The following is a 20,881-nucleotide window of genomic DNA, read 5'->3' as shown; positions in this document are numbered from 1 at the left end:
TTAAAAATTTTTACTGATTTTGCCAATCCGCAGGATAGGTTACATAGATAAACCTTGCCTTATCTCTAACAGAAAATTGAATATCACTTCCCTTAGGAATAAAGAGAATTTCACCAGGACCAGCGGTCATCACCTCATTGCCAGTGATAATATCCAATTGTCCTTCAATGACATAATCCACTTCATCATAGTCAAGATGCCATGGGAAGGTTGTTTTTTCCATTGTCATTAAGCCAAGTCCCAGACGAGGACTTTCTTCCAAAGTTAGGAGGTCACGGGTATAGACCACATCCTTGCTATTGCCTGTGTCTAAACGATCCTCAGGCCTAACCTCTATATGAGGTAGGTTGAAGGAAACAATACCTGTCGAACTAGACTTTTTAAAGGCATCTCCTGCTACAAAACTTTCTAATAAAATTTTTCTCACCAGTTCTTCTATCTGGCTACGATTGATGTCACTCATAAAGTCCTCCTCTACTCAGCTTCTTTTTTAGTGAGCACAAAAGCAAGTAGGACTGCTGTTACACCACCAACCAATTTTCCGACCATCATCGGAAGAATCATATCTGGATTTTGACCTGCTGTGAAGCCCAAGTGATCGCCGATAACAAATGATGCTGATACAGCAAAGGCAACGTTAATAATCTTACCTCGTTTGTCCATGTCTTTCATCATTTGGAACATGGCAATATTGTTGGCCAAAGATGCGACTAGACCTGCTGCACCGACTTCATTCATACCAAGAGATTTACCAATTGCTGAGAGTGGTTTGTTGGCAACCTTTGTAAAGATAGCTACTAAACCAAAGGCTCCTGCCAAGGTCACTGCAATGGAACCAACTACACCAAAGGCTTCCATAAGAGTTTCAGCTCCACTCGGATAGAGGCTATTTAACCATTCATTGCCTGTCAATAGCTGTGCTGCACCAAAGGCCAAACCGAGAGTTGCAATCACTACAATGATATGACCAAAAATCTCAAAGCCTTTAATCATTCCATTCGGTGCTAACAATAGACCGACAAAAATCAATGCAGAAACAATCACTATTGGAATGAGGTTAATCATTAATGTTCCTGCAGATAAGCCTGGAACCAAGAATCCTCCAACTAAACAACCCACCGGAACTGTCACTAAGCCATATAAAATACCTCTAGCCAGTAATGGACGATCATCTTTCTCGATGATTCCCAAGGCAACTGGGATAGTAAATACGATAGTTGGCCCCATCATAGAACCTAATACATAGGCAGCAAAGTTTCCAACTACAGGATCATCAGCTAGACTAAGAGCTAATGGTGCTCCGCCCATATCGTTAGCAATGAATGTTGTAGCAAAAATAGATGGGTCTGCTCCAACCATGCCATATAGTGGGACAATAATTGGTTTGAGAATATCCGCTAATAATGGTGCAACAACCATGATACCGGCCATCGAAAGTGCCAAAGCCCCCATGGCCATGATACCTTCCTCAAATTTTTCACTAAGTCCTAATTTCCCTCCGATACATTTATCAACTGCACCGGCCAACATAAATAGGACCATGATGTATATGATGATTTCATTTATACTCATAATTCCCCTTCTCACTTTCTAGTGAATTTATTCTGCATCAGCTGTGTACTCAACCTTATCAATAATAGCAACAACTACCATATCAACAGGAACATTTTCTCTATTCAAGCTAACTCTAGCTGCACTGCCTGTAGTCACCATTACCTGATCACCTTCCCCAGCACCGATGCAATCTGCGACAACAACCAATGATGGATCTGTTTGTTGATCATTTAGTTGGCGCTCGACCACTAAAAACTTCAATCCATTTAAGTTCTCATCTTTTCTAGTAGCCCAAAGACTCCCTTTTACTGTTCCAACAAACATACTCTCTCTCCTTTTATTCTATGATTGTTATTCTACGACGATTTAGATAGTCGCGCGCCAAGGCTGTTATAATGGTTCCCTTTTCAACATGAAATACTCCATCATCTTCCAATTCTAAAGCTCTCAGCCTAGATTCTGTAATGAGTTTGACCTTCTTTGAAACATTTTTTTCAGGAGTTTGATGAGTGGATTGAACCTCAATATGTTCTTGTTTCAATAAGGCTGGCAAGTCTTTCTGTGAGTAAAACTGCACACCATATTGCTCCAGTTTCAATTTTCTTTGAAGTAGTTCTTGGAAGAGCAAGTTCTTAGCTGACTGTTTATAGCAGTCTATAGCAAATGATTCCTTTGAAACCAAGACCTTTCTACCTGCTAACAAACTAGTAACAACTTCCATCTCCTCTGAATTATTGGGACAAAGCTGAGAAATCCTTAACAGTGAATCTAAAGATAGGCCATTTGCAATGATATGCTCTGCCTCATCAATACCTTCTACAATACGATACTCTCCATCTAAGAAACCGCCTACTGATTTATCACCGATAAGATACAGACTGATTTGATGGGAACTACTATTCAGACGGTCTAGAAGGCGATTGGTAATCTCTTGAACTAAAAATTCTAAGTTATCCATTTTTCATCCTTTCTAAACCATCTCTATCCTTTTTTGATAATGCGACCACGCATTCCTTTTTTAAATCCGCAAGCATTGGCTTCATCATAGTCAATGTGCATATAAGTTGCAAACTTAGGGTGAACTCGGATGACGACATCATCAAAAATCAGCCCTCTTTCTCCCCCTACTTGTACTTGCACAATTTCCTTATTCACTACATTGGCTTTAGCAGCATCTTCTGGGGTCATATGAATATGACGTTTAGCAACAATCAATCCCTTATCCAGAGATACTACCTTACTTCCATTTATCAAGACAATCCCTGGAGTATCCTCAATCTGTCCGCTCTCTCGAATAGGAGCATTGACACCTAGCTTCAAGCAATCTGTCAACGATACTTCAACTTGTGTCGCACCACGAACAGGACCGAGTATCACCACATTTTGGAAGGAACCTTTTGGACCTAAAATTGTCAAACGTTCTTTACAAGCAAATTGTCCAGGTTGGGATAAATCTTTAGCTTTGGTTAGAGAATAATCTTTTCCAAATAAGGTTTCTAAATCTTCTTGAGAAAGGTGGATATGGCGTCCACTCGCCTCAATTTCAAAACTTCCTTCTAATTCATCCTGAACTCTTGTAGCAATCTTATCAATTAGCTCTTTTATTTCCATTCTAATCACACCTTACCTTTCACTCATCCATTGTCATCCATAGGAAAATCTGAGTAGAATGCAATAAATGAGTTAGCTTAGCCAAATATACATCATTTTCTCGAGAACCTATCAGCGATAGCTCCTGTTCAAGCGTAGCTAAGGCTATGTAAGTTTCGTACAGAGCTAGTTTCCAGTTAGTTACAGCACAGGTTAAGGAAAGCTTTGTAAAATCAAGTTCCCTTTGCTGACTATATTCATCCAGTTCTGTCACCGACGGTAGTAGTTCATCATAATCGTGAAGTTCATCCAGTATCTGACCAGATACCATACCTTCAATCATTGTCAATACTTTGCTGACTTTCTCAAATTTTGATTGTTCGAATGAAAGATAGAGTTCACGTTTACTTTTAAGAAAATGTGGATAAAGTGTCGTTAGACGAAACAATATTGGATAGATTGCTGAATCTTCTAAAGTAGTTACTTTTTGATGTATCGCTTGTGGAGATGTCGTAAGTTGCTGATTATTGGAACGCGTTTGGACCACTCGAATATGATGGTCATTCAAGTAACTTCTTGCTGATGGAGTCAGTTTTTCATGTTCACCTAACTGGAAAACTCCTCCGTCAGCAATAGAAAGCTCCTTGAGCAGCTTTCTAATCTTTACTTCTGTAAAAACCGACATACACTCACATCCTTTAACGATTATTTAATCAACTGGCTACCCGCAGAGAACCTACTCAAATGGGTAGCCAGTACACTTATTCGCTACTTCGGTAAAATTACTTCTACTTCTGAATGAGGACGTGGAATGACGTGTACAGATACTAATTCACCTACATTTTCTGCTGCTGCTGCACCAGCATCTGTCGCTGCTTTAACTGCGCCAACATCTCCGCGAACCAAGACAGTCACCAAACCACCACCAACTTGTTCTTTACCTACAAGGGTAACGTTTGCTGCTTTGACCATTGCATCTGCTGCTTCGATTGCGCCAACCAAGCCGCGTGTTTCTACCATTCCTAATGCGTTTGCGTTTGCCATTGTTATTTCCTCCGATTTTTTATTCTTCTTCTTTTTTAGCTTGAGGTAAAATTACTTCTACTTCTGAATGTGGACGTGGGATAACGTGTACAGATACTAATTCACCAACATTTTCTGCTGCTGCTGCACCTGCATCTGTCGCTGCTTTAACTGCACCAACATCTCCACGAACCAAGACAGTCACCAAACCACCACCAACTTGTTCTTTACCTACAAGGGTAACGTTTGCTGCTTTGACCATTGCATCTGCTGCTTCGATTGCGCCAACCAAGCCGCGTGTTTCTACCATTCCTAATGCGTTTGCACTTGCCATTGTTATGACCTCCAAAAATTATTTTTTATTGACCTAATTTAGCTAATACTTGTTTTACAAGTAATTCAACAAGCTCATCTTCGTTGGTACTTGAAGTTGGACCTGAGCTTATATTTGTATCAGTTGTTGTCCCTCTATAACTATCCATTAGATTTTCAGCTTTTAAGAAATCTGTGTATTCAGATGTTCCGTAAGCAACACGACGGATGTTATAAAGATTGTGTGGACTAACGTTATCAGATGTGGCACTTCCTCCGACTGCCCCACAGCCTAAGGTAAAGGCTGGGAACAAACCTGTTGTGCCACCAACACCACCAAGAGCTGCAGGTGTATTGACTAATAGACGGGAAACTGGTTTTTTCAGGGCGAACTCACGAATAATCTCATCATTCTTAGAGTGGATGGATAGGGTATGTCCAACCCCTTCATGATGCAGAATTTTAATACTTAAATCACAAGCCTCTTCCCATGTTTTAACAGTATAGAAACCAAGAATTGGAGCCAATTTTTCCATAGAATATGGTGCATCTTTTCCAACTCTACACTCTTCTGCAATCAAGACTCTTGCGTCAGCCGGTACAGAGATACCTGCCCGCTCAGCGATGATTTGAGGTGTCTTACCAACCATTTTCGGATTCATTGCACCGCTTGGAAGAATGATAAATTCTCCCAATTTTTTAGCATCAGCAGGTGGTAAGAAGTAAGCACCTTGCTTTTTAAATTCTGCGATGACAATGTCTTTCATGTCCTCTTCAACAATGACTGATTGCTCAGAGGCACAAATGACACCATTATCAAAGGTTTTAGACTCGATAATATGGCGAACAGCTGTTGGAATATCCGCACTCCGTTCGATAAAGGCTGGTCCATTACCAGGTCCTACACCAATCGCAGGAGTTCCAGATGAATAAGCTGCTTTTACCATAGCTGTACCACCCGTTGCCAAAATAAGATTTGTATCTTTGTGGCGCATGAGCTCATTAGTTGCCGCAATGGAAGTTTTTTCGATAACACTGATGGCTCCATCTGGACAGCCAGCTGTTTTAGCAGCGCGTTTAATAATTTCCACTGTTTCAACAATACACTTCAAGGCGCTTGGGTGTGGAGAAAATACAATACTGTTTCCAGCCTTCAAGGAGATGAGGGCTTTATACATGACAGTAGAGGTCGGGTTTGTCGAAGGAATCAGACCAGCAATCACACCAACTGGTACACCAACTTCGATAATCTTTTTCTCTGTATCTTCGCGCAAGATACCTACAGTCTTCATATTCTTGATATGCTCCAGAAGCACCTTTGAAGCCACTGTATTTTTGATAACTTTATCCTGCCAGCGACCAAATCCAGTTTCTTCAACAGCCATCTTAGCTAGTCGTTCACGCTCATCGTAACAAGCTTTTGCAACGACTTTGACAATCGTATCAATCTGTTCTTGGGACATCTGCGCTAGTTCACGTTGAGCATTTTTTGCTTGGCGAACAAGGTTGCGAACTTCCTGTATTGATACTAAATCCTTATCTTCTAAGTACATTCAGTATTACTCCTTTCTAGAGAGTTCCATCAAGGCTTGGACAAGCTGACGCTTGTTAGCAAATTTTATTTCTTTTTTGCTTAATTGAATATCTTTTTCACGGTAGGCAATGCTTCTGAGTTTGACAACTTTTAATTTTTCCAGCTCTGTTTGTGAAAACTTAGGAACAAAAGGTGTTTCGACCGCTTCCTCTTCTATGCTTGTAGGCATTTCCGCTACTTCCGTTGTTTCAGTAGCTTCTTCATTAACTAGCTCTGTCCTTTCTGATGGCTCAGGGCTAGCTACAAGATTTGCAGAAACAGCAACCTCTTCCTTCGATTGTGTGAGAGGCACAGCTTGCTCTACGGCAATAGCTCGCTCTTCGACTGGAAGAGGCTCTTCTTTATTGAGTTTCTTCTCAGCCCTGATCAATTTTTCAGTCTGCTCATCCATGCTAGCAATGACATGGCTACCACGATAAAAAGATTTATTTTCGAGTTCTGCGACTGCAGCAGCTACTGCTGCTTTTACAGCGCCAACATCTCCTGTAATATGTACGGTATTCAAACCAGATTTGATTTTCTCAATATTGATAATGGAGACATTGGCTGCTTTTACAGCTATATCGGCAGCTACAACAGCACCTAGATACCCTCTTACTTCAATTAGTCCTAGTGCTCTTTTAGCCATCTAATCCCCCTTTTAATAATTCTTAGGATTGCTTGCAATAGAGATAACTGTTCTTGCAAAGGCATCACAGGCAGCCCTACAAGCCGATTGAGAACCCACTAGAAGACCTCCAGCAAAGTTTGTTTCGCTTGGCGGACCATAGAAGGAACCAATGGTCACATCTGAAGCTTTCAAAGCTGCATCAAGACCAACCATGGCTTCGGCTGGCGGTGCAATCAAGTAGGCAATAGCAGTTCCCTCGTCGGCATTTGCACCTTGGGAAAGATAAGAACCTGCGCGGGAAACACAATGAGCAAAATATGGGATAGTATTGTCATCATTAGCACTATAGAAGCTTGCGCCATTTTCAATTTCATAAATGGCAACATCCAAGCCACTCCGAACTTCTTCCGGAGTTGGACCTGCTAAGATACCAATGACTTCACCAGCCAATTTAGTTGATGCATTTCCAGCACCCGCGTACATACTTCTAGCGTAAACCACTTCAACATCGGCAGACTTGGTTGCTTCATCCAGTGCAACATAGGTTACGTCATCACAATCTGAAGTAATAATTCCCAAACTTCGATGATGAGGTTTTAACTCCAAAGAAGCAGCCAGACTGGCATCAACATTGGAAATAAGTAGAGCACTAAGAACAGATGCTCCCAAACGTTCGTTTATCACAATAGGACCTCCTTTTTATTTCAAATCAACACCTGATTTTTTATTGTCCAAAATCTTTTTAATGATTTCCGCAACATATGCCCCTGCCTCTACCGCAGGAGTTCCACCTTTGTGAATATTGGATACAACAGTCCGACGTGATTCGGGCATCCCCATCGTTGGTCTATAGGCCAAGTAGGCACTCATAGATTCTGCTGTTACCAATCCTGGACGTTCGCCAATCAAGATACAAACAACTTCTGCACCTGTCAATTCTGCAATATGGTCCATGGCACCAACCCGTGAGTGTTTGATAAAGAGTACCTCGTCGAATTCTAGACCAAACATTTTCAAACCTTGCTTCAAAGCTGGAAGGAAATCTCTTATGTTTGCTTCAATGGCTGACGAGCTCAATCCATCACCGACAACAATTTGAACTTTGGCATTCTTCTTACAGCTGTTTTTGATAATTTCCTGCTGATCTTCTGGGAAAATTCTTCCCAAATCAGGTCGCGTTAGGTATTCGTCCTTAGAAGAAGCCTTGGTATGGACAGGAATAAAGCCCATCTCTTTGACAAAATCTTCTGCGACATAGGAGAATACTGCGTCTTGAGCTGCAGCATGGTCTGCTCTAAAGCGCAGAATTGTTTGTGTTTTATAGCGATTTCCTGCTCTCCACAAACCTAAACGAGCTGGAGTGAATTGTTTAATCTTGCGATAAGCCTCTTCATTGATCGCGTTTGGAATAAGGAATTGTTTCTGAATATCCACCTCGGTAATATCAGGAATGATTCCATCTTCAATTTGGCTATCTTCTTGCTTCGGTTGATGTGAAGAGGAAGGCGTGTCCATTTTTTCTGGTACAACTGGCGTTTCAGTTATTTCATTCAAAATGGAACGAATCATTTCTTTTAATTCTAGTTCATTCACAGTAACTTCCTCCTATATTTTTGACTTCATAAAGACAGAGCCATCACCACCAATTTCAGTCAGATGACCATCTTTCATCAAGCCCATATTTTCCATCCAGATTTCAAATTCTTTGATTGGACGCTTGCCTAACAAGTCACGCATGGTAGCGGTTTCATGATAGCCAGTTGTTTGGTAGTTCAACATGATGTCATCACCATGTGGAATAGCCATGATATAGTTGACACCTGCAGCACCGAGGAGAACAAGTAGGTTTTCAGCATCGTTTTGATCAGCTTTCATGTGGTTGGTGTAACAGATATCACATCCCATTGAAATACCTGTCAATTTACCCATGAAGTGGTCTTCCAAACCTGCACGAATAACTTGTTTGGAATCGTAGAGGTACTCTGGACCAATGAAACCAACTACAGTATTAACAAGGAATGGATCGAAACGTTTTGCAAAACCATAACAACGTGCTTCCATAGTTACTTGGTCAGCTCCATGATGGGCATCTGAGGACAATTCTGATCCCTGACCTGTTTCAAAGTACATAACGTTTGGACCTGCTGCTGTACCTACTTTCAAGGCTGTGTCACGAGCCTCTTGAATGATTTTAGCATCAAAACCAAAGGCTGTATTTCCTTTCTCAGATCCAGCAATAGACTGGAAGACCAATCCTGTCGGAGCTCCCTGATTCATGGCCTCAATTTGTGTCGTTACATGGGCCAGCACGCAATGCTGAGTTGGGATTTTATACTCTTCAATAAAATCATTGAATTTATGCAAAATCCGTTTGGTACTTTCTACCGAATCATCCACCGGGTTCAAACCAAGCAAGGCATCTCCACAGCCATAAGCAAAGCCTTCCATTGTTGAAGCCATGATACCATCAGGATCATCAGTTGTGTGGTTAGGCTGCAAGCGAGATGAGAAGGTACCTGGAACACCAATAGTAGTATTTGCAGTCTTAGTAATGACAATCTTTTGCGCTGCTACAATCAAGTCTAAGTTTGTCATGAGCTTAGCAACAGCTGCAACCATTTCTGAAGTTAAACCACGTGACAACCATTGAATATCAATATTTGTTGTTTTATTATCAAGAATCCACTCACGCAGTTCTTCAACCGTCCAGTTTTTGATTTTTTCATAGGTTCGAAGATTAACGTCGTCAATGATAATGCGCGTCACTTCATCCTCTTCATAAGGGACAACTGGGTTATTAAACAAATCAGAAAGCTTGAGCTGAGCCAAAACAACCTTAGCTGCTACACGTTCTTCTGCAGACTCTGCAGCAACACCAGCCAAATGATCTCCTGATTTGAATTCATTAGCCTTGGCCAAGACTTCTTTAACAGAATGAAATTCATAGACTCGACCAAATAACTTCGTTTTTAATATCATTAAATTTATCCTCCTTTTGATATTGACTACTTAACTGAATACGAGGGTTTTTACAACGACTGGTAAAACCGACCCTTCGATTAGCGGATTGCCAATATCAATGTAATCTCCATTTTGCACATCAACTGAATCGATACAAACAAAGGGATAATCTTTAGGCAACAATGCAAACAAGCTTTGACCAAGTACCTTTGCCATGTCTTCCTTGACAACAACCAACAAAGGAATTCCTCGGTCAATACTATCTTTCATCCCTTCCAGAATAGCCTGAGCATATTCTTGTACCCTGACAAAACTTGGACTCTTTATACCATCTAAGGCCAGCGCTAATTCCTGCACTTCATTTTCAAGCATGAACCAACGGCTTTTTTCCTTAATAGCTTCTGCCAGCATTTGCTTAGATCCCATCTCATCTTGACTAGATAATTTTAAAACTGGGATATTCTTGATTGGCAAAATTTTCGAAATGTAGGTAATCGTGCTCCCACTTACCTCTGTCGTATGACTACCAGCACCAACTACTGTAGCCCGAATGGTTTCAACTGACTCAATTACCTTCTTGTCTGAAAATATTTTCGATTGTGCTAGCGCTTTTCCAAGTAGTATCCCTATATCACCATAGTGAAAATCACTAACAGAAGGATCTGCTTGGAAAATAGCATCAGCTACTCCCCCTGAGAACGAAACACACTTGACAGGATAATCTAGTTTCAAACCATGATTAGTCTGAAGTAACTCATAGTATGGACTATTTGTATCTAGACCCAAACTTTGCTCCAGTACAGATACTAAAATATCTATCAAGCGTTCTAAATCTGGACCATTAAGTTGAGCCCCTACTGCCAATTGTAATTTTTCTTGGCTAATAATTTCTTGAAGTTTTGGAGCAATATAGGTAATTTTGTGACTATTAGGTTCAATTTTCACAAGCCTGCCACCAATATCAAAGCACGCTGTATCAATCAAATCACCCTCTCGGTAAACAGAGATATTGGATGTTCCACCACCAATATCAATATTTGCTACAGAAGTGTGATGTTCCTGAGAGTACTGATAGCTACCAGCTCCCTTTCCAGAGATAACACTCTCTAAGTCTGGACCAGCAGTAGCAACAACAAAATCACCAGCATAGCCACTCAAAGCCTCTAAGACTTGACTAGCATTATCCTTTCTAGCTGTTTCACCCGTTATGATGACAGCCCCCATCTGAATCATATCTTTAGAAATACCTGCTTTTTGGTATTCCAAGCGGACAAATTCTTTTATAGACTCAACATCTATCAAAAGATTTTCAAAGATGGGAGTAAAGATAATTTCACTCCTATATAGAACCTTCTTATCTGTTATATAGACACGTGGAATAGTGAAAACGGAGGCAATATTCTCCACAGTCAATTCAGATAACACCAGTTGGGTCGTAGCAGTACCAATATCAATGCCAACACTTAAAATCTTATCGGACATCACCTTACCTCCAAAAAAAGACACTTAAAGAAATGCTAATAGAACTCGTCTATTACCACTCTTCAAGCGTCATTGCTTTTAGGCTTACATCATTGTCAGCCTCTTCTATTCGATTAGCATCCTGTAATACTGCTTACTATCACAGGACTTGGTTCACTGTATTGTATATCTATTATTAAAACTCATCATGCATAACCAACAATTTAGCAATTTCCACCATGGGAACTCGCTTTTGCATACTGATGGTTCGAATATGCTTAAAGGCTGCTGATTCTGATAGATGATCACGGGACATCAATAAGCCTTTTGCTTTTTCAATGATGATACGGTCATTGATTTTCTTCGTCAATTTAGCCATTTCACTGGTCAAGTGCTGAAATTGTCTACCTCTTGCAATACATACTTCCACCATAGGAATCAACGATTTAGCATCAAGAGGTTTTACTAAGTAACCACTAACACCATATCTTTTGGCTTTCTCGATATACTGTTCATCACTTTGGGTAGTTAACAAGAGAACACTATAGGCCAGATTATCATCCAATATTTTTTTACAGGCTGTCAAACCATCTAATAGAGGTAGCTGGATAGACATCACAACTAAATCCGAACGGTATTTTTGACTTAATTCTATTGCTTCAAAGCCATCACTAGCTTCTGCCACAACTTCGAAATCAGCCTTTTCCAATAGTTCTCTAACTTCACGTCTGACCATTGGATCCTTGTCTGCTATTAGTATTCTACCTTTCATACCTACCTCTTCTGAAAGCTTATGTCCGCGTTACAACTGTACTTGAAAAATGAAGAATTTCCTCCAAGCCTTGTAACACAGCTACTAGAGCAGCCTCAACAGATGAAACATCTCCTGTCATGACAACAGAGCCACTAAATCGGTCAACAAAGCCGATCTGAACATCTGCCGCCTTGGTCGCAAGATCTACCGCAATGATGGAAGCTTCACTAGGAGTAATCGTCAGTATGCCAATAGCTCCTTTTTTATCGACCAGCAAACCAAGTTTTTCATAAATGACTTCATCAGGATTTGCAATGAGATGGGCCAGGGTTATCTGTTTCCCTGGTACATACTCTTGTATCATTCTCTGTTTTTCTTCCAGTTTGTCCACCTTCCCTCAATAGAAGTTTGGATAACACCCTAGTTAGTATATTATAACACGAAGTAGGGTAATTATCAACATAATTCTAGAAAGCATTTTCCAAAACTGCCAAAGCTTCTTCCGTGCTCGGTTGTCGTGGATTTGTAGCAGTACACTTATCTACTACCGCTGCTGCTGCAATTTCTTCCTTGTACTGATTAAAATCACTAACAGACACACCATACTCCCGTAAAGTCATCGGCAAATCCAGTTTTCGTTGCAATTTTTTCACAGCGTCAATCAGCTGTCGAACACCCAAAACAGGACTAGTAGCACTGCAACCAATTAGTTTAGCAATCTCTTGGTATCGGATAGCTGTTGCTCTATCACCGTCACCTAGTCCACGAGCACTGATATTGGCATTATACTGGATGACGTATGGCATTAGAATACTGTTTACTCGTCCATGAGGGATATGGAATTTTGCTCCTGTAGCATGGGCTAAGCCATGGTTGATCCCCAAGGATGCGGTATTGAAGGCCATGCCTGCCAGAGTTGACGCAACATGCATTTTTTCACGAGCCACTGAATCGTTTCCATTTTTGTAGGCTTTAGGTAGGTATTCGAAAACTAATTTAATGGCTTTTTCTGCTAGAGCATCTGAAAAATCTGTTGCCTTGGTCGAAACATAGGCTTCAATAGCGTGGGTCAGGACATCCATCCCCGTATCTGCTGTAATGTTTTCTGGTAGAGATGATACTAAACAGGAATCTAAAATGGCTACATCGGGTAGTATTTCTCTTGAAACCAAGGGATACTTGATCTCTTTTTGCCTGTCAGTAATGACGGCAAATTCCGTCACTTCCGAACCAGTACCGCTGGTTGTTGGAATAGCAATTAAAGTCACATCTGTAAACACAGCCATTTTTTTACCAAAGTAGTAAATTGCCTTGGCTGCATCAAGAGCTGAACCGCCACCAATCGCAAGGATGATACTGATTTGTTGACCACCCACGGACTGAATACCAGCAATTATGGTTTCAATCGGTGGATCTGGTACAATATCATCAAAAACATGACACTGATTGCTGTCATCTAGGTAACTTAATACACTATCCAGTTGACCAGTTTGTTTTAGGAAGGGATCTGCAACAACCAAGATGTGCTCATTCTTATAACTTCTTAGCTGTTCTAGAGCACCCTCACCTATGCACAATTCTGTTTTATAGAAAATCTTGTACATTTCTTCTCCTTTCTATGTAACTTTTCCATAAAAATAAGCCATATGAAAACCAGACTAGAACTCTCCATTAAGTCATAGTCGTTTCATATAGCTACATTGCTTATTGATTAGTACGCCTTTGTACCACGAAAAAATTATAACATAAAGCCATTAACATATCAACAGAAATAATGATTTTTCTTGATATTTTTATTAACTTTTTTTGCTCCTTGCCCCCTTACCTAAATGACTACCTACGAACCTGTGCCCCTCGTTCAGTACTTCTATCTATGATTAGTTTTCAAGCTACCCAGCATTCATCTTCTTTTTTATATTTCCATAAAAATCTGCCTTGATGAATGACAAAATGCTCTCCTGATAGCAAAGCGAGTTATGGATGGAGAGAGCTTCTCAATTTCCATCATTTTGATACAAATTAGTTGTCAAACTAGCGAAGATAAGTTATAATTATGATGCTAGGAATTGATTTTAGTACTTTTGAAAACATGGAAGTTTGGTGCAAATCCAACGCGGTCCCGCCACTGTGATAAGCTTTGCTTTAAGTCAGGTCTTTGGTTTCAAATTTTAGTAGATCTCACGCCTCGATGTAAGGTGTGATGTCAGTTTGGATAGCGCATCTACTGCGGTATTTTCCATTATTGGCTCTACGTGAAGTACCTTTCATTTTCTAAAGGTAGAAAAACTACCTTACTGCAACGGAGCAGGGCCGATAATCGGGAAAGCCACAGTTAATCAATGATGCTTAACAGACTATACAAAGATGTATAAATGCTTTCTTAACATAAACTACAAACCACCCTTGATTTTTCAAAGGTGGTTTTTTCTTGTTCTAATCCGACTTTGCTTCTGATTCTCTTCGTTTTTTGATCAGAGTCCCCATCCTTAAGGAATCTTCACTATAGTAGCGATAGTGACGACCTGAACCATCACCGATATAGCTGATCGGCGAAAATTCATGGCCCTTAAAATCACCATGCTCATCAAGCAAGTCTTCTTCTACTACTCTGCGCGTCACTTTTCCAATAATGTTGGTCAACTTACCACATTCCACAAGTTCAACAACTTCGCACTCAATAGAAATTGGGCACTCATTTACTAAAGGAGCATCGACTGTTTCACCAACTGTGTAAGTCAAACCAGTCAAGGAAAATTTATCTTTTCGGCTATTAAAACCAGCAAGTTCCACTTCCTCAATCAACTCTTCTCTAGGAATATTGACAGTAAAGTGACCATGTTTACTGATTTCAGTTACTGCATTTCCCTTTGTCCTCATGCCAATAACCATCATACTGCCCAAAGAATAAGCAGAACTTGAGGTTGTTATATTGTATCCATGAACATCATCTTTATATCCCAGAAAGAATACTGGGAATCCGAAATATAGCTTGCGTGTTTCAAATGTTTTTTTCACCTTTTACTCCTTTATGATAGTTTTCTAAGACAAAAGATGACCAATTCTAAATAGTCATTGGTTGCCTTCCAAATAATCCCGTAAGGAATTGACAAATGCTGTTGGAAGTTTCAGCTCTTCTTGCAATTCATCTCGATAGCGGGTAATGATGTCATACTCCCGTCCTTGAGAAACCTTGATTGGCCAGTCGGGATCTAGTAACATGGCCTTACCAACAGAGAAGAGTGGGATATCTTCTGCGAGAATTTCTTCCACATCTTGACTAGTCTGAACCCCACCAACTCCAATCAAAGGAACCCGTCCATTGATTTTTTTTATGACTGAGTGAATGATCGGCTCTGGTGCTTCAGGATTCCGCAGGGAAGGTCGGAAAACATGACTTAAGGAGAGATGAAGATAATCTACCCCCATTGCAATTAGCTGCTCTATCAGCTGTAAACTATCCCATAATTCAATCCCTGGATCTTCAATCTCTTCTGGAGAGAAACGATAACCAACCAAAAATGGTCTATCTGCCTCTTCTTTGACTAGTTTTTTCACCTGCTTAACTAAGGTCTTGGCAAACCGCATACGGTTATTCAGACTGCCTCCCCACTTATCTTGCCGTCGATTGGAATGGGGAGAAAGGAATTGCTGGATTAAATAGGTGTTAGCTCCATGTAACTCTACCCCATCGAAACCTGCTTTTATGGCCCTCCTAGTTGCATCAAGGAAGGCTTGTAAGATCTCATCTACTTCCAAATGCTTCAGGGAACGTGGCTCCACTACATTGCCATGAGAACCAATAATGGCACTAGGGGCTACGGGTTTTCCTTCAATCAGGACTGGAGGAACCATGCGGCCACCATGATAGATTTGTAAGATTGCCAAAGCTCCTTTTTCCTTGATGGCGTGAGCCAAGCGGGACAAACCTTCAATCTTATCATCTTCCGCGACGCTAAAGCTATCCCTGAACGCCTGACCTTGTGCATGGACATAGGCACTACCTGTAATAACCATACCTACTTGGCCAGCACGACGAGCATAAAAATCAATATCATCTTGTGACACATAGCCTCCCGGTTGACAAACACTCAAGGTCATGGGAGCCAGCACCACTCGATTTCTAGTGTGAATGTAATCCGTAATTTGTACGGCATCATGAATTGTTTTTACCATCTACAACCTCTTTTCCTAAAAGATATGCAGTAAAATATGTTTCTTTTTTTTCAACAACAGTCACGGTTCCTTGGGGGAAATCAATATCCCAAAATAGTGCCGATGGATCTACTAAACGTTGGTAAATCAGCCTTAAAACACCTAAGTGAGCAACAAGAGCCAGTGAGTGCCCTGGGTGTTCATTGACCAATCTGTCAACTTCATTCCAAACACGGTCTTGAAATTCCCCAAAAGCTTCCGCTTCTGGCGGTTTGTAGGTAAATGGTTCAGCTAACCAGGCCTCCCATTCCAGTGGAAATTGTTCTTGAATCTGGTCAGCAGTCAAGCCTTCCCACAATCCGAAACCTTTTTCATCTAGTTTTTTTAATGGAATTGGATTACTAGCTGGAAAGACAAGTTGGGCTGTTTCCTGACTACGTCTTAAAGAGCTGACATAGACCTTGTCAACAGGAATATCCTGCATCAGAGTGTGTAAAATCTGAGCCTGCTCCCTGCCTCTTTGATTGATAGAAACATCCAAGTTTCCGTAAAAACATCTTTTCTTGTTTAAATCGGTTTCACCGTGACGCATAAGGTAGATTTTCATATGATTAACCCAATAATAAATAGGAGTTGAGCCACTTCTACAAAGGCTCCTAAAGTATCACCCGTGTGGCCGTCAATTTTTTGGTAGACAAACCGCCGATAGACCTGTGAACCGAGCAAGACAAGGCCGTAGGCAAGCAAACCTTTATAACTAAAGACATAAACCAAGCTGGCTAGTGGCAAGAGCTGAGAGAGGAAAATTTGACCACTTGTCGTACCTGAGAAAAAATTGCCCGTACCACCTTCAGCCCGTGCATATCGCATGTGATAAAGTTGCAGAGCTAGTCCAGCCTTCCCAATCATCGCCAATGCTGCCACTATAAACCAGGTCGGCTCAGGAAGATAAGGATAGGCCACCAGCATCAGAGCATAGTAAAGAATCAAGGCCAGGACACCATTGCTACCGATACGACTATCCTTCATGATTTCCAGCATTCTCTCCTTTTTTCGCGAGGAAAAAAGTCCATCTGCAGTATCTGCCAAGCCATCTAAGTGAAACCCACCTGTCAGTAAGACATCAAAGAGAAAACTGAGGCACCACGCGACTATCCCTGGTAAAACTAGCTGAGCTAGAAAATAAAACAGTCCTGTAATACTCCCTAGCAAGAGGCCAAATAGGGTCAGGTAGGGAACTCCTTTCTGGATATGGGCAATGTCCACTTCCTTGTTGATGGGAATCCGACTAAAAAATTGTGTGTAAATAATCAGTGCATCTATCATTTTAAGCGTTGAGCAAGGCCACAAATCACCAGATAAACCTCACTCGCCTCCTTCGCTAAAAACTGATTTACCTGTCCAAGCAGATCGCGGAAATACCGTCCCAACTTGGTATCTGGAACAATGCCCAGTCCAATTTCGTTGGTAACAATATAGAGCTGACTCTCTGTTGCCCTATGAGCAAGTAGGATGTCCTGCCATTGAGCATGGATTTGTTGGCTGATAAAAGCCTGTTCTTCCTTGCTTAGGAAGTTGGTATCCTCCATGGCTATTTTCTCAGGGAAATAGGTTTCAACCAGCTGAAAGAGGAGATTGGTGGTCAACATGGTGGCACAGTCCAGCAAGTAATAATCGTAGGTTTGGTCTTTCAACCAGGATCCCAGATTCGCAAACTGTTCATGGGTGGTCCAAGCAGCTGGACGGCGTTCTTGGTGAAGTCGGACTCGCTCCTGCCATTCACTGTCGGTGCCTGAACTCATTCCTGTCGCTATATAACAAACACGATTTTTCTCCCAGATTTGCTCTTCTGTGAACTGCGATTTGCCACTTCGAGCTCCTCCAGTTACCAAGACAATTTTACCCATATATTTCTCCAAAAACAGTATCAAAGGCCTGCAAGGTCTGATCAATATCTTCCTTGGTATGAGCTGCGGACATGAAATTTGATTCATACTGGGAAGGTGCTAGGTAAATCCCCTGTTTGAGTAAGCCTGCATGGACACGAGCAAAGACTTCCTGGTCACTGGCTTTGGAATCTTCAAAATTTCGAACAGGATACTCGTTAAAGAAAAATCCAAACATGGTACCAACTTGTACAACCTGTAAGGGAATCTGATACTTGACAGCTAACTCTTTCAAGCCTTGGCAAAGCTGACTAGTTCGTTCTTCCATGTCCTTGAAGATTTCTGGTGTCAAGGACACCAAGGTTTCATAGCCAGCTGTCATAGCGATGGGATTTCCTGACAAGGTACCTGCCTGATAGACTGCTCCCATGGGAGCGATATAGTCCATGTACTTCTTCTTACCTCCAAACAATGCCATTGGGAAACCTCCACCAACAACCTTACCAAAGCACAATAAGTCTGGCTCTACTCCGTACAAGCCCGTAGCTCCAGTATAACTAGCCCTAAAACCTGTCATCACTTCGTCGATGATAAACAAGGCACCGTATTGACTGGTGAGCTCTCGAATAACATGGATAAAGTCATGGTCCGCCTGAATCAGCCCCATATTTCCCGCCACAGCTTCGATAATGACACAGGCGATGTCTGAACCCATTTCTTCAAAACAGGCCTGAAAGCTAGCCTTATCATTATAAGGTAGCGTAATAGTATCTTGAGCAGTTGCTTCTGTCACGCCAGGGGAATTTGGCAAGCCAAAGGTGGCAACCCCAGACCCTGCTTGAACGAGGAAGGAATCACTGTGACCATGGTAACAGCCAACAAATTTAACGATTTTATCCCTCCGGGTTACTCCACGTGCCAAGCGAATAGCACTCATGGTAGCTTCCGTTCCCGAACTGACCATTCTCATCCGTTCCAGATAGGGAATTCGTTCCTGCAGGTGCTGGCCCAAACGAGTTTCCAAGGGACTTGGTGCTCCAAAACTGGTGCCGCATTCCACGGCTGACTTGACCGCTTCAATAACTCTATCTTCTGCATGACCTAGAATCATTGGTCCCCAGGATAGAACGTAGTCGATGTAGCGATTTCCATCCACATCATAAAGATAGGCACCCTTGGCCCTGTCGATAAATACTGGATTTCCTTCAACTGCCTTAAAGGCTCTGACAGGACTATTGACTCCGCCTGGAAAAACGGCTTGGGCTTGTTCGAATTCGAACTTAGATTGTTGAGTCTGCATCATCTTATCCTTCCTCATTCAAATAGTGGGCTACGTCTTTGGCAAAGTAGGTGATAATCAAGTCTGCACCTGCCCGCTTAAATCCTGTCAAGGTTTCAAGAACAACCGCCTTCTCATCAATCCAGCCATTTTGAGCTGCAGCTTTAATCATGGCGTATTCTCCGCTGACATTATAGGCAACTAAGGGAAGTTTTGTTTCCTGCCGTAATTCCCGTAGAATATCCAAGAAGGCTAGACCTGGCTTGACCATGAGGAAGTCAGCACCTTCTTTCTCATCGCTCAGCGCCTCTCTCAAGGCTTCTAAACGATTGGCTGGATCCATTTGGTAGGTCTTCCGATTGCCGAACTTTGGAGCACTCTCACCAGCATCGCGAAACGGTCCGTAAAAGCTAGAGGCAAACTTAATGGCATAGGACATGATGGGAATATCTTCAAAACCTGCCTGATCCAGTCCCTGACGAATAGCCTCAACATAGCCGTCCATGGCGTTGGATGGAGCAATGATATCCGCCCCCGCTCTTGCTTGACTAATAGCAACTTCTGCCAAGCGTGTCAAGGAAGTATCATTGTCAACCTCCTGACCTTTTAACAAACCACAATGTCCATGACTGGTAAATTCACACAAGCAGGTATCTGCGATCACGACAAGCTGAGGGAAGTGTTCTTTGATTAGGCGAATCGCTTCCTGAACAATGCCTGTTTCACAGGAGGCTTGGCTGCCAATCTCATCTTTTTCCTTGGGAATGCCAAAAAGTATGATACTCTTTAGCCCTAATTTTTCTACTTCTGCTACTTCATCCACTAACTGATGCAAGGGGAGTTGATAAACTCCTGGCATGGAAGCTACTTCCTGCTTGTCATCAAGACCTTCTTTCACAAAAATAGGATAAATCAAGTCTGTGGTCAGCAGTTGGGTTTCTCTGACTATATCGCGAATCCCTTCTGTCCTTCTCAGACGTCTGTGTCTAAAAAATACCATATCGTTTCTCCTTATCCATGATGGTTTCTAGCATGGCTGTGATAGAAGGCTTGTCTGGCATGAGGTCTACCTCATAACCAGATTCCATCACCGCTTGGGCTGTTGTTTTTCCAATGACTGCTATTTTATGGCTGACAGGAAGCTTTTTGACTACCTCTGTAAAACTGTGCCAGGCAGATGGACTAGCAAAGGTCCAGATAACCCTATCCGTATTCAGATAAGTAGCCAGCTGATCCTGACCTGCCTGATTGGCAACCGTATCATACATCTCCCAAGCCAGCACAGCATGCCCCTCCTGCCTCAAACCTTCTGCTATGATAGGATTGGCCAAGTGACTTTGCGGAAACAAAATCTTTTGCCTTTCTAAGCCAAGTGCCAACCACTCCGCTACAAAATCTTTTCCATATTGGCTAGCAGACTCAAAAGTCACTGACCGTCCTGCTTCCCTTATGGAACGACTGGTCTGCTCACCAATACTGGCAATCTGTATAGAAGATGGAAGATGGGGCAGGAAGCACTCAAAGGCTGTTGCACTGGTGCAGAACAGCCAATCAGCCTTTGCTAACTCCTGCTGGACTTGTTGAGGCAGAGGATGGGCCTGAAAAGCTATCAGGGGAACAATTACTAGCTGGAAGCCAGCATTTTCCAAAGCTGCTTGCAGGTCCACATCTATAGCCCCATCTCTTGTTACTACAATCATCGCTG

Annotated in this window: 25 protein-coding genes and 1 riboswitch; all 25 genes read right to left on the bottom strand. The window is 41.8% G+C overall.

Going from position 1 to position 20,881, the window contains the following annotated elements; genetic code table 11:
- Positions 1–10: 10 nt before the first annotated feature.
- Entirely contained in the window at positions 11–463 is a 453-nt protein-coding gene (locus C1G53_RS04070) for a cupin domain-containing protein (RefSeq protein WP_105117780.1), read from the bottom strand.
- Positions 464–474: 11 nt separating this feature from the next.
- Positions 475–1,572, bottom strand: coding sequence for an ethanolamine utilization protein EutH (locus C1G53_RS04065; protein ID WP_024380884.1), 1,098 nt, complete (start codon positions 1,570–1,572; stop codon positions 475–477).
- A gap of 27 nt (positions 1,573–1,599) precedes the next feature.
- Positions 1,600–1,878, bottom strand: a complete 279-nt coding sequence (locus C1G53_RS04060; protein ID WP_105117779.1) for a EutN/CcmL family microcompartment protein — start codon at positions 1,876–1,878, stop codon at positions 1,600–1,602.
- A gap of 13 nt (positions 1,879–1,891) precedes the next feature.
- Entirely contained in the window at positions 1,892–2,512 is a 621-nt protein-coding gene (locus tag C1G53_RS04055) for an ethanolamine utilization protein (RefSeq protein WP_105117778.1), read from the bottom strand.
- 23 nt (positions 2,513–2,535) lie between these two features.
- The gene (gene eutD, locus C1G53_RS04050; protein ID WP_032512793.1) at positions 2,536–3,165 is read right to left on the bottom strand and encodes an ethanolamine utilization phosphate acetyltransferase EutD; all 630 of its coding nucleotides are present in this window, start codon (positions 3,163–3,165) and stop codon (positions 2,536–2,538) included.
- Between the two features lie 19 nt (positions 3,166–3,184).
- Positions 3,185–3,829, bottom strand: coding sequence for a hypothetical protein (locus C1G53_RS04045; RefSeq protein WP_105117777.1), 645 nt, complete (start codon positions 3,827–3,829; stop codon positions 3,185–3,187).
- Positions 3,830–3,912: 83 nt separating this feature from the next.
- Positions 3,913–4,188: a propanediol utilization microcompartment protein PduA gene (gene pduA, locus C1G53_RS04040; protein ID WP_024380889.1), complete on the bottom strand. Its 276-nt coding sequence runs from the start codon at positions 4,186–4,188 to the stop codon at positions 3,913–3,915.
- 19 nt (positions 4,189–4,207) lie between these two features.
- Complete coding sequence (eutM, locus tag C1G53_RS04035) at positions 4,208–4,501, bottom strand: ethanolamine utilization microcompartment protein EutM (protein ID WP_024380890.1); 294 nt, start codon at positions 4,499–4,501, stop codon at positions 4,208–4,210.
- Between the two features lie 25 nt (positions 4,502–4,526).
- Positions 4,527–6,032, bottom strand: coding sequence for an acetaldehyde dehydrogenase (acetylating) (locus C1G53_RS04030; protein WP_024380891.1), 1,506 nt, complete (start codon positions 6,030–6,032; stop codon positions 4,527–4,529).
- Between the two features lie 6 nt (positions 6,033–6,038).
- Positions 6,039–6,701, bottom strand: a complete 663-nt coding sequence (locus C1G53_RS13525) for a BMC domain-containing protein (protein WP_105117776.1) — start codon at positions 6,699–6,701, stop codon at positions 6,039–6,041.
- A 12-nt stretch (positions 6,702–6,713) separates the two neighbouring features.
- Positions 6,714–7,367 carry an ethanolamine utilization microcompartment protein EutL gene (gene eutL / locus C1G53_RS04020; RefSeq protein ID WP_105117775.1) on the bottom strand — a complete coding sequence of 218 codons (654 nt, stop codon included), beginning with the start codon at positions 7,365–7,367 and terminating at the stop codon, positions 6,714–6,716.
- A gap of 15 nt (positions 7,368–7,382) precedes the next feature.
- Entirely contained in the window at positions 7,383–8,276 is an 894-nt protein-coding gene (eutC, locus tag C1G53_RS04015) for an ethanolamine ammonia-lyase subunit EutC (protein ID WP_105117774.1), read from the bottom strand.
- Positions 8,277–8,288: 12 nt separating this feature from the next.
- Positions 8,289–9,662 carry an ethanolamine ammonia-lyase subunit EutB gene (locus tag C1G53_RS04010; protein WP_024380895.1) on the bottom strand — a complete coding sequence of 458 codons (1,374 nt, stop codon included), beginning with the start codon at positions 9,660–9,662 and terminating at the stop codon, positions 8,289–8,291.
- 30 nt (positions 9,663–9,692) lie between these two features.
- A complete protein-coding gene (gene eutA / locus C1G53_RS04005; RefSeq protein WP_105117773.1) occupies positions 9,693–11,126 on the bottom strand; it encodes an ethanolamine ammonia-lyase reactivating factor EutA in 1,434 nt (477 codons plus the stop codon).
- Positions 11,127–11,301: 175 nt separating this feature from the next.
- The gene (locus tag C1G53_RS04000) at positions 11,302–11,877 is read right to left on the bottom strand and encodes an ANTAR domain-containing response regulator (RefSeq protein ID WP_024380897.1); all 576 of its coding nucleotides are present in this window, start codon (positions 11,875–11,877) and stop codon (positions 11,302–11,304) included.
- 19 nt (positions 11,878–11,896) lie between these two features.
- Positions 11,897–12,241 (bottom strand): ethanolamine utilization microcompartment protein EutS, encoded by a 345-nt coding sequence (gene eutS / locus C1G53_RS03995; RefSeq protein WP_024380898.1) that lies wholly within the window; start codon positions 12,239–12,241, stop codon positions 11,897–11,899.
- 85 nt (positions 12,242–12,326) lie between these two features.
- Positions 12,327–13,463 carry a 1-propanol dehydrogenase PduQ gene (locus tag C1G53_RS03990; protein WP_105117772.1) on the bottom strand — a complete coding sequence of 379 codons (1,137 nt, stop codon included), beginning with the start codon at positions 13,461–13,463 and terminating at the stop codon, positions 12,327–12,329.
- A gap of 460 nt (positions 13,464–13,923) precedes the next feature.
- A riboswitch (adenosylcobalamin (AdoCbl) riboswitch) is annotated at positions 13,924–14,068 on the top strand.
- Between the two features lie 224 nt (positions 14,069–14,292).
- Entirely contained in the window at positions 14,293–14,874 is a 582-nt protein-coding gene (locus C1G53_RS03985) for a flavin reductase family protein (protein WP_105117771.1), read from the bottom strand.
- A gap of 54 nt (positions 14,875–14,928) precedes the next feature.
- A complete protein-coding gene (locus C1G53_RS03980; RefSeq protein WP_105117770.1) occupies positions 14,929–16,032 on the bottom strand; it encodes an NADH-dependent flavin oxidoreductase in 1,104 nt (367 codons plus the stop codon).
- Positions 16,013–16,618: a histidine phosphatase family protein gene (locus tag C1G53_RS03975; protein WP_105117769.1), complete on the bottom strand. Its 606-nt coding sequence runs from the start codon at positions 16,616–16,618 to the stop codon at positions 16,013–16,015. The genes C1G53_RS03980 and C1G53_RS03975 overlap by 20 nt, the downstream gene beginning before the upstream one ends.
- Complete coding sequence (cobS, locus tag C1G53_RS03970) at positions 16,615–17,337, bottom strand: adenosylcobinamide-GDP ribazoletransferase (RefSeq protein WP_105117768.1); 723 nt, start codon at positions 17,335–17,337, stop codon at positions 16,615–16,617. Before cobS ends, C1G53_RS03975 begins: the two co-directional genes overlap by 4 nt.
- Entirely contained in the window at positions 17,334–17,918 is a 585-nt protein-coding gene (gene cobU / locus C1G53_RS03965) for a bifunctional adenosylcobinamide kinase/adenosylcobinamide-phosphate guanylyltransferase (protein ID WP_105117767.1), read from the bottom strand. The genes cobS and cobU overlap by 4 nt, the downstream gene beginning before the upstream one ends.
- Entirely contained in the window at positions 17,911–19,197 is a 1,287-nt protein-coding gene (gene hemL, locus C1G53_RS03960) for a glutamate-1-semialdehyde 2,1-aminomutase (protein WP_105118117.1), read from the bottom strand. The genes cobU and hemL overlap by 8 nt, the downstream gene beginning before the upstream one ends.
- 4 nt (positions 19,198–19,201) lie before the next feature.
- Entirely contained in the window at positions 19,202–20,176 is a 975-nt protein-coding gene (gene hemB, locus C1G53_RS03955) for a porphobilinogen synthase (RefSeq protein ID WP_105117766.1), read from the bottom strand.
- On the bottom strand, positions 20,163–20,876 hold the full coding sequence (locus C1G53_RS03950) for a uroporphyrinogen-III synthase (protein WP_238139102.1): 714 nt from the start codon (positions 20,874–20,876) through the stop codon (positions 20,163–20,165). The genes hemB and C1G53_RS03950 overlap by 14 nt, the downstream gene beginning before the upstream one ends.
- Between the last annotated feature and the right edge of the window lie 5 nt (positions 20,877–20,881).

Source organism: Streptococcus suis (genome assembly GCF_002960445.1).
GTDB classification, from domain to species: domain Bacteria; phylum Bacillota; class Bacilli; order Lactobacillales; family Streptococcaceae; genus Streptococcus; species Streptococcus hyiners.
Note: the sequence above shows the minus strand (reverse complement) of the source record. Positions and strands in the feature narration are given on the sequence as shown.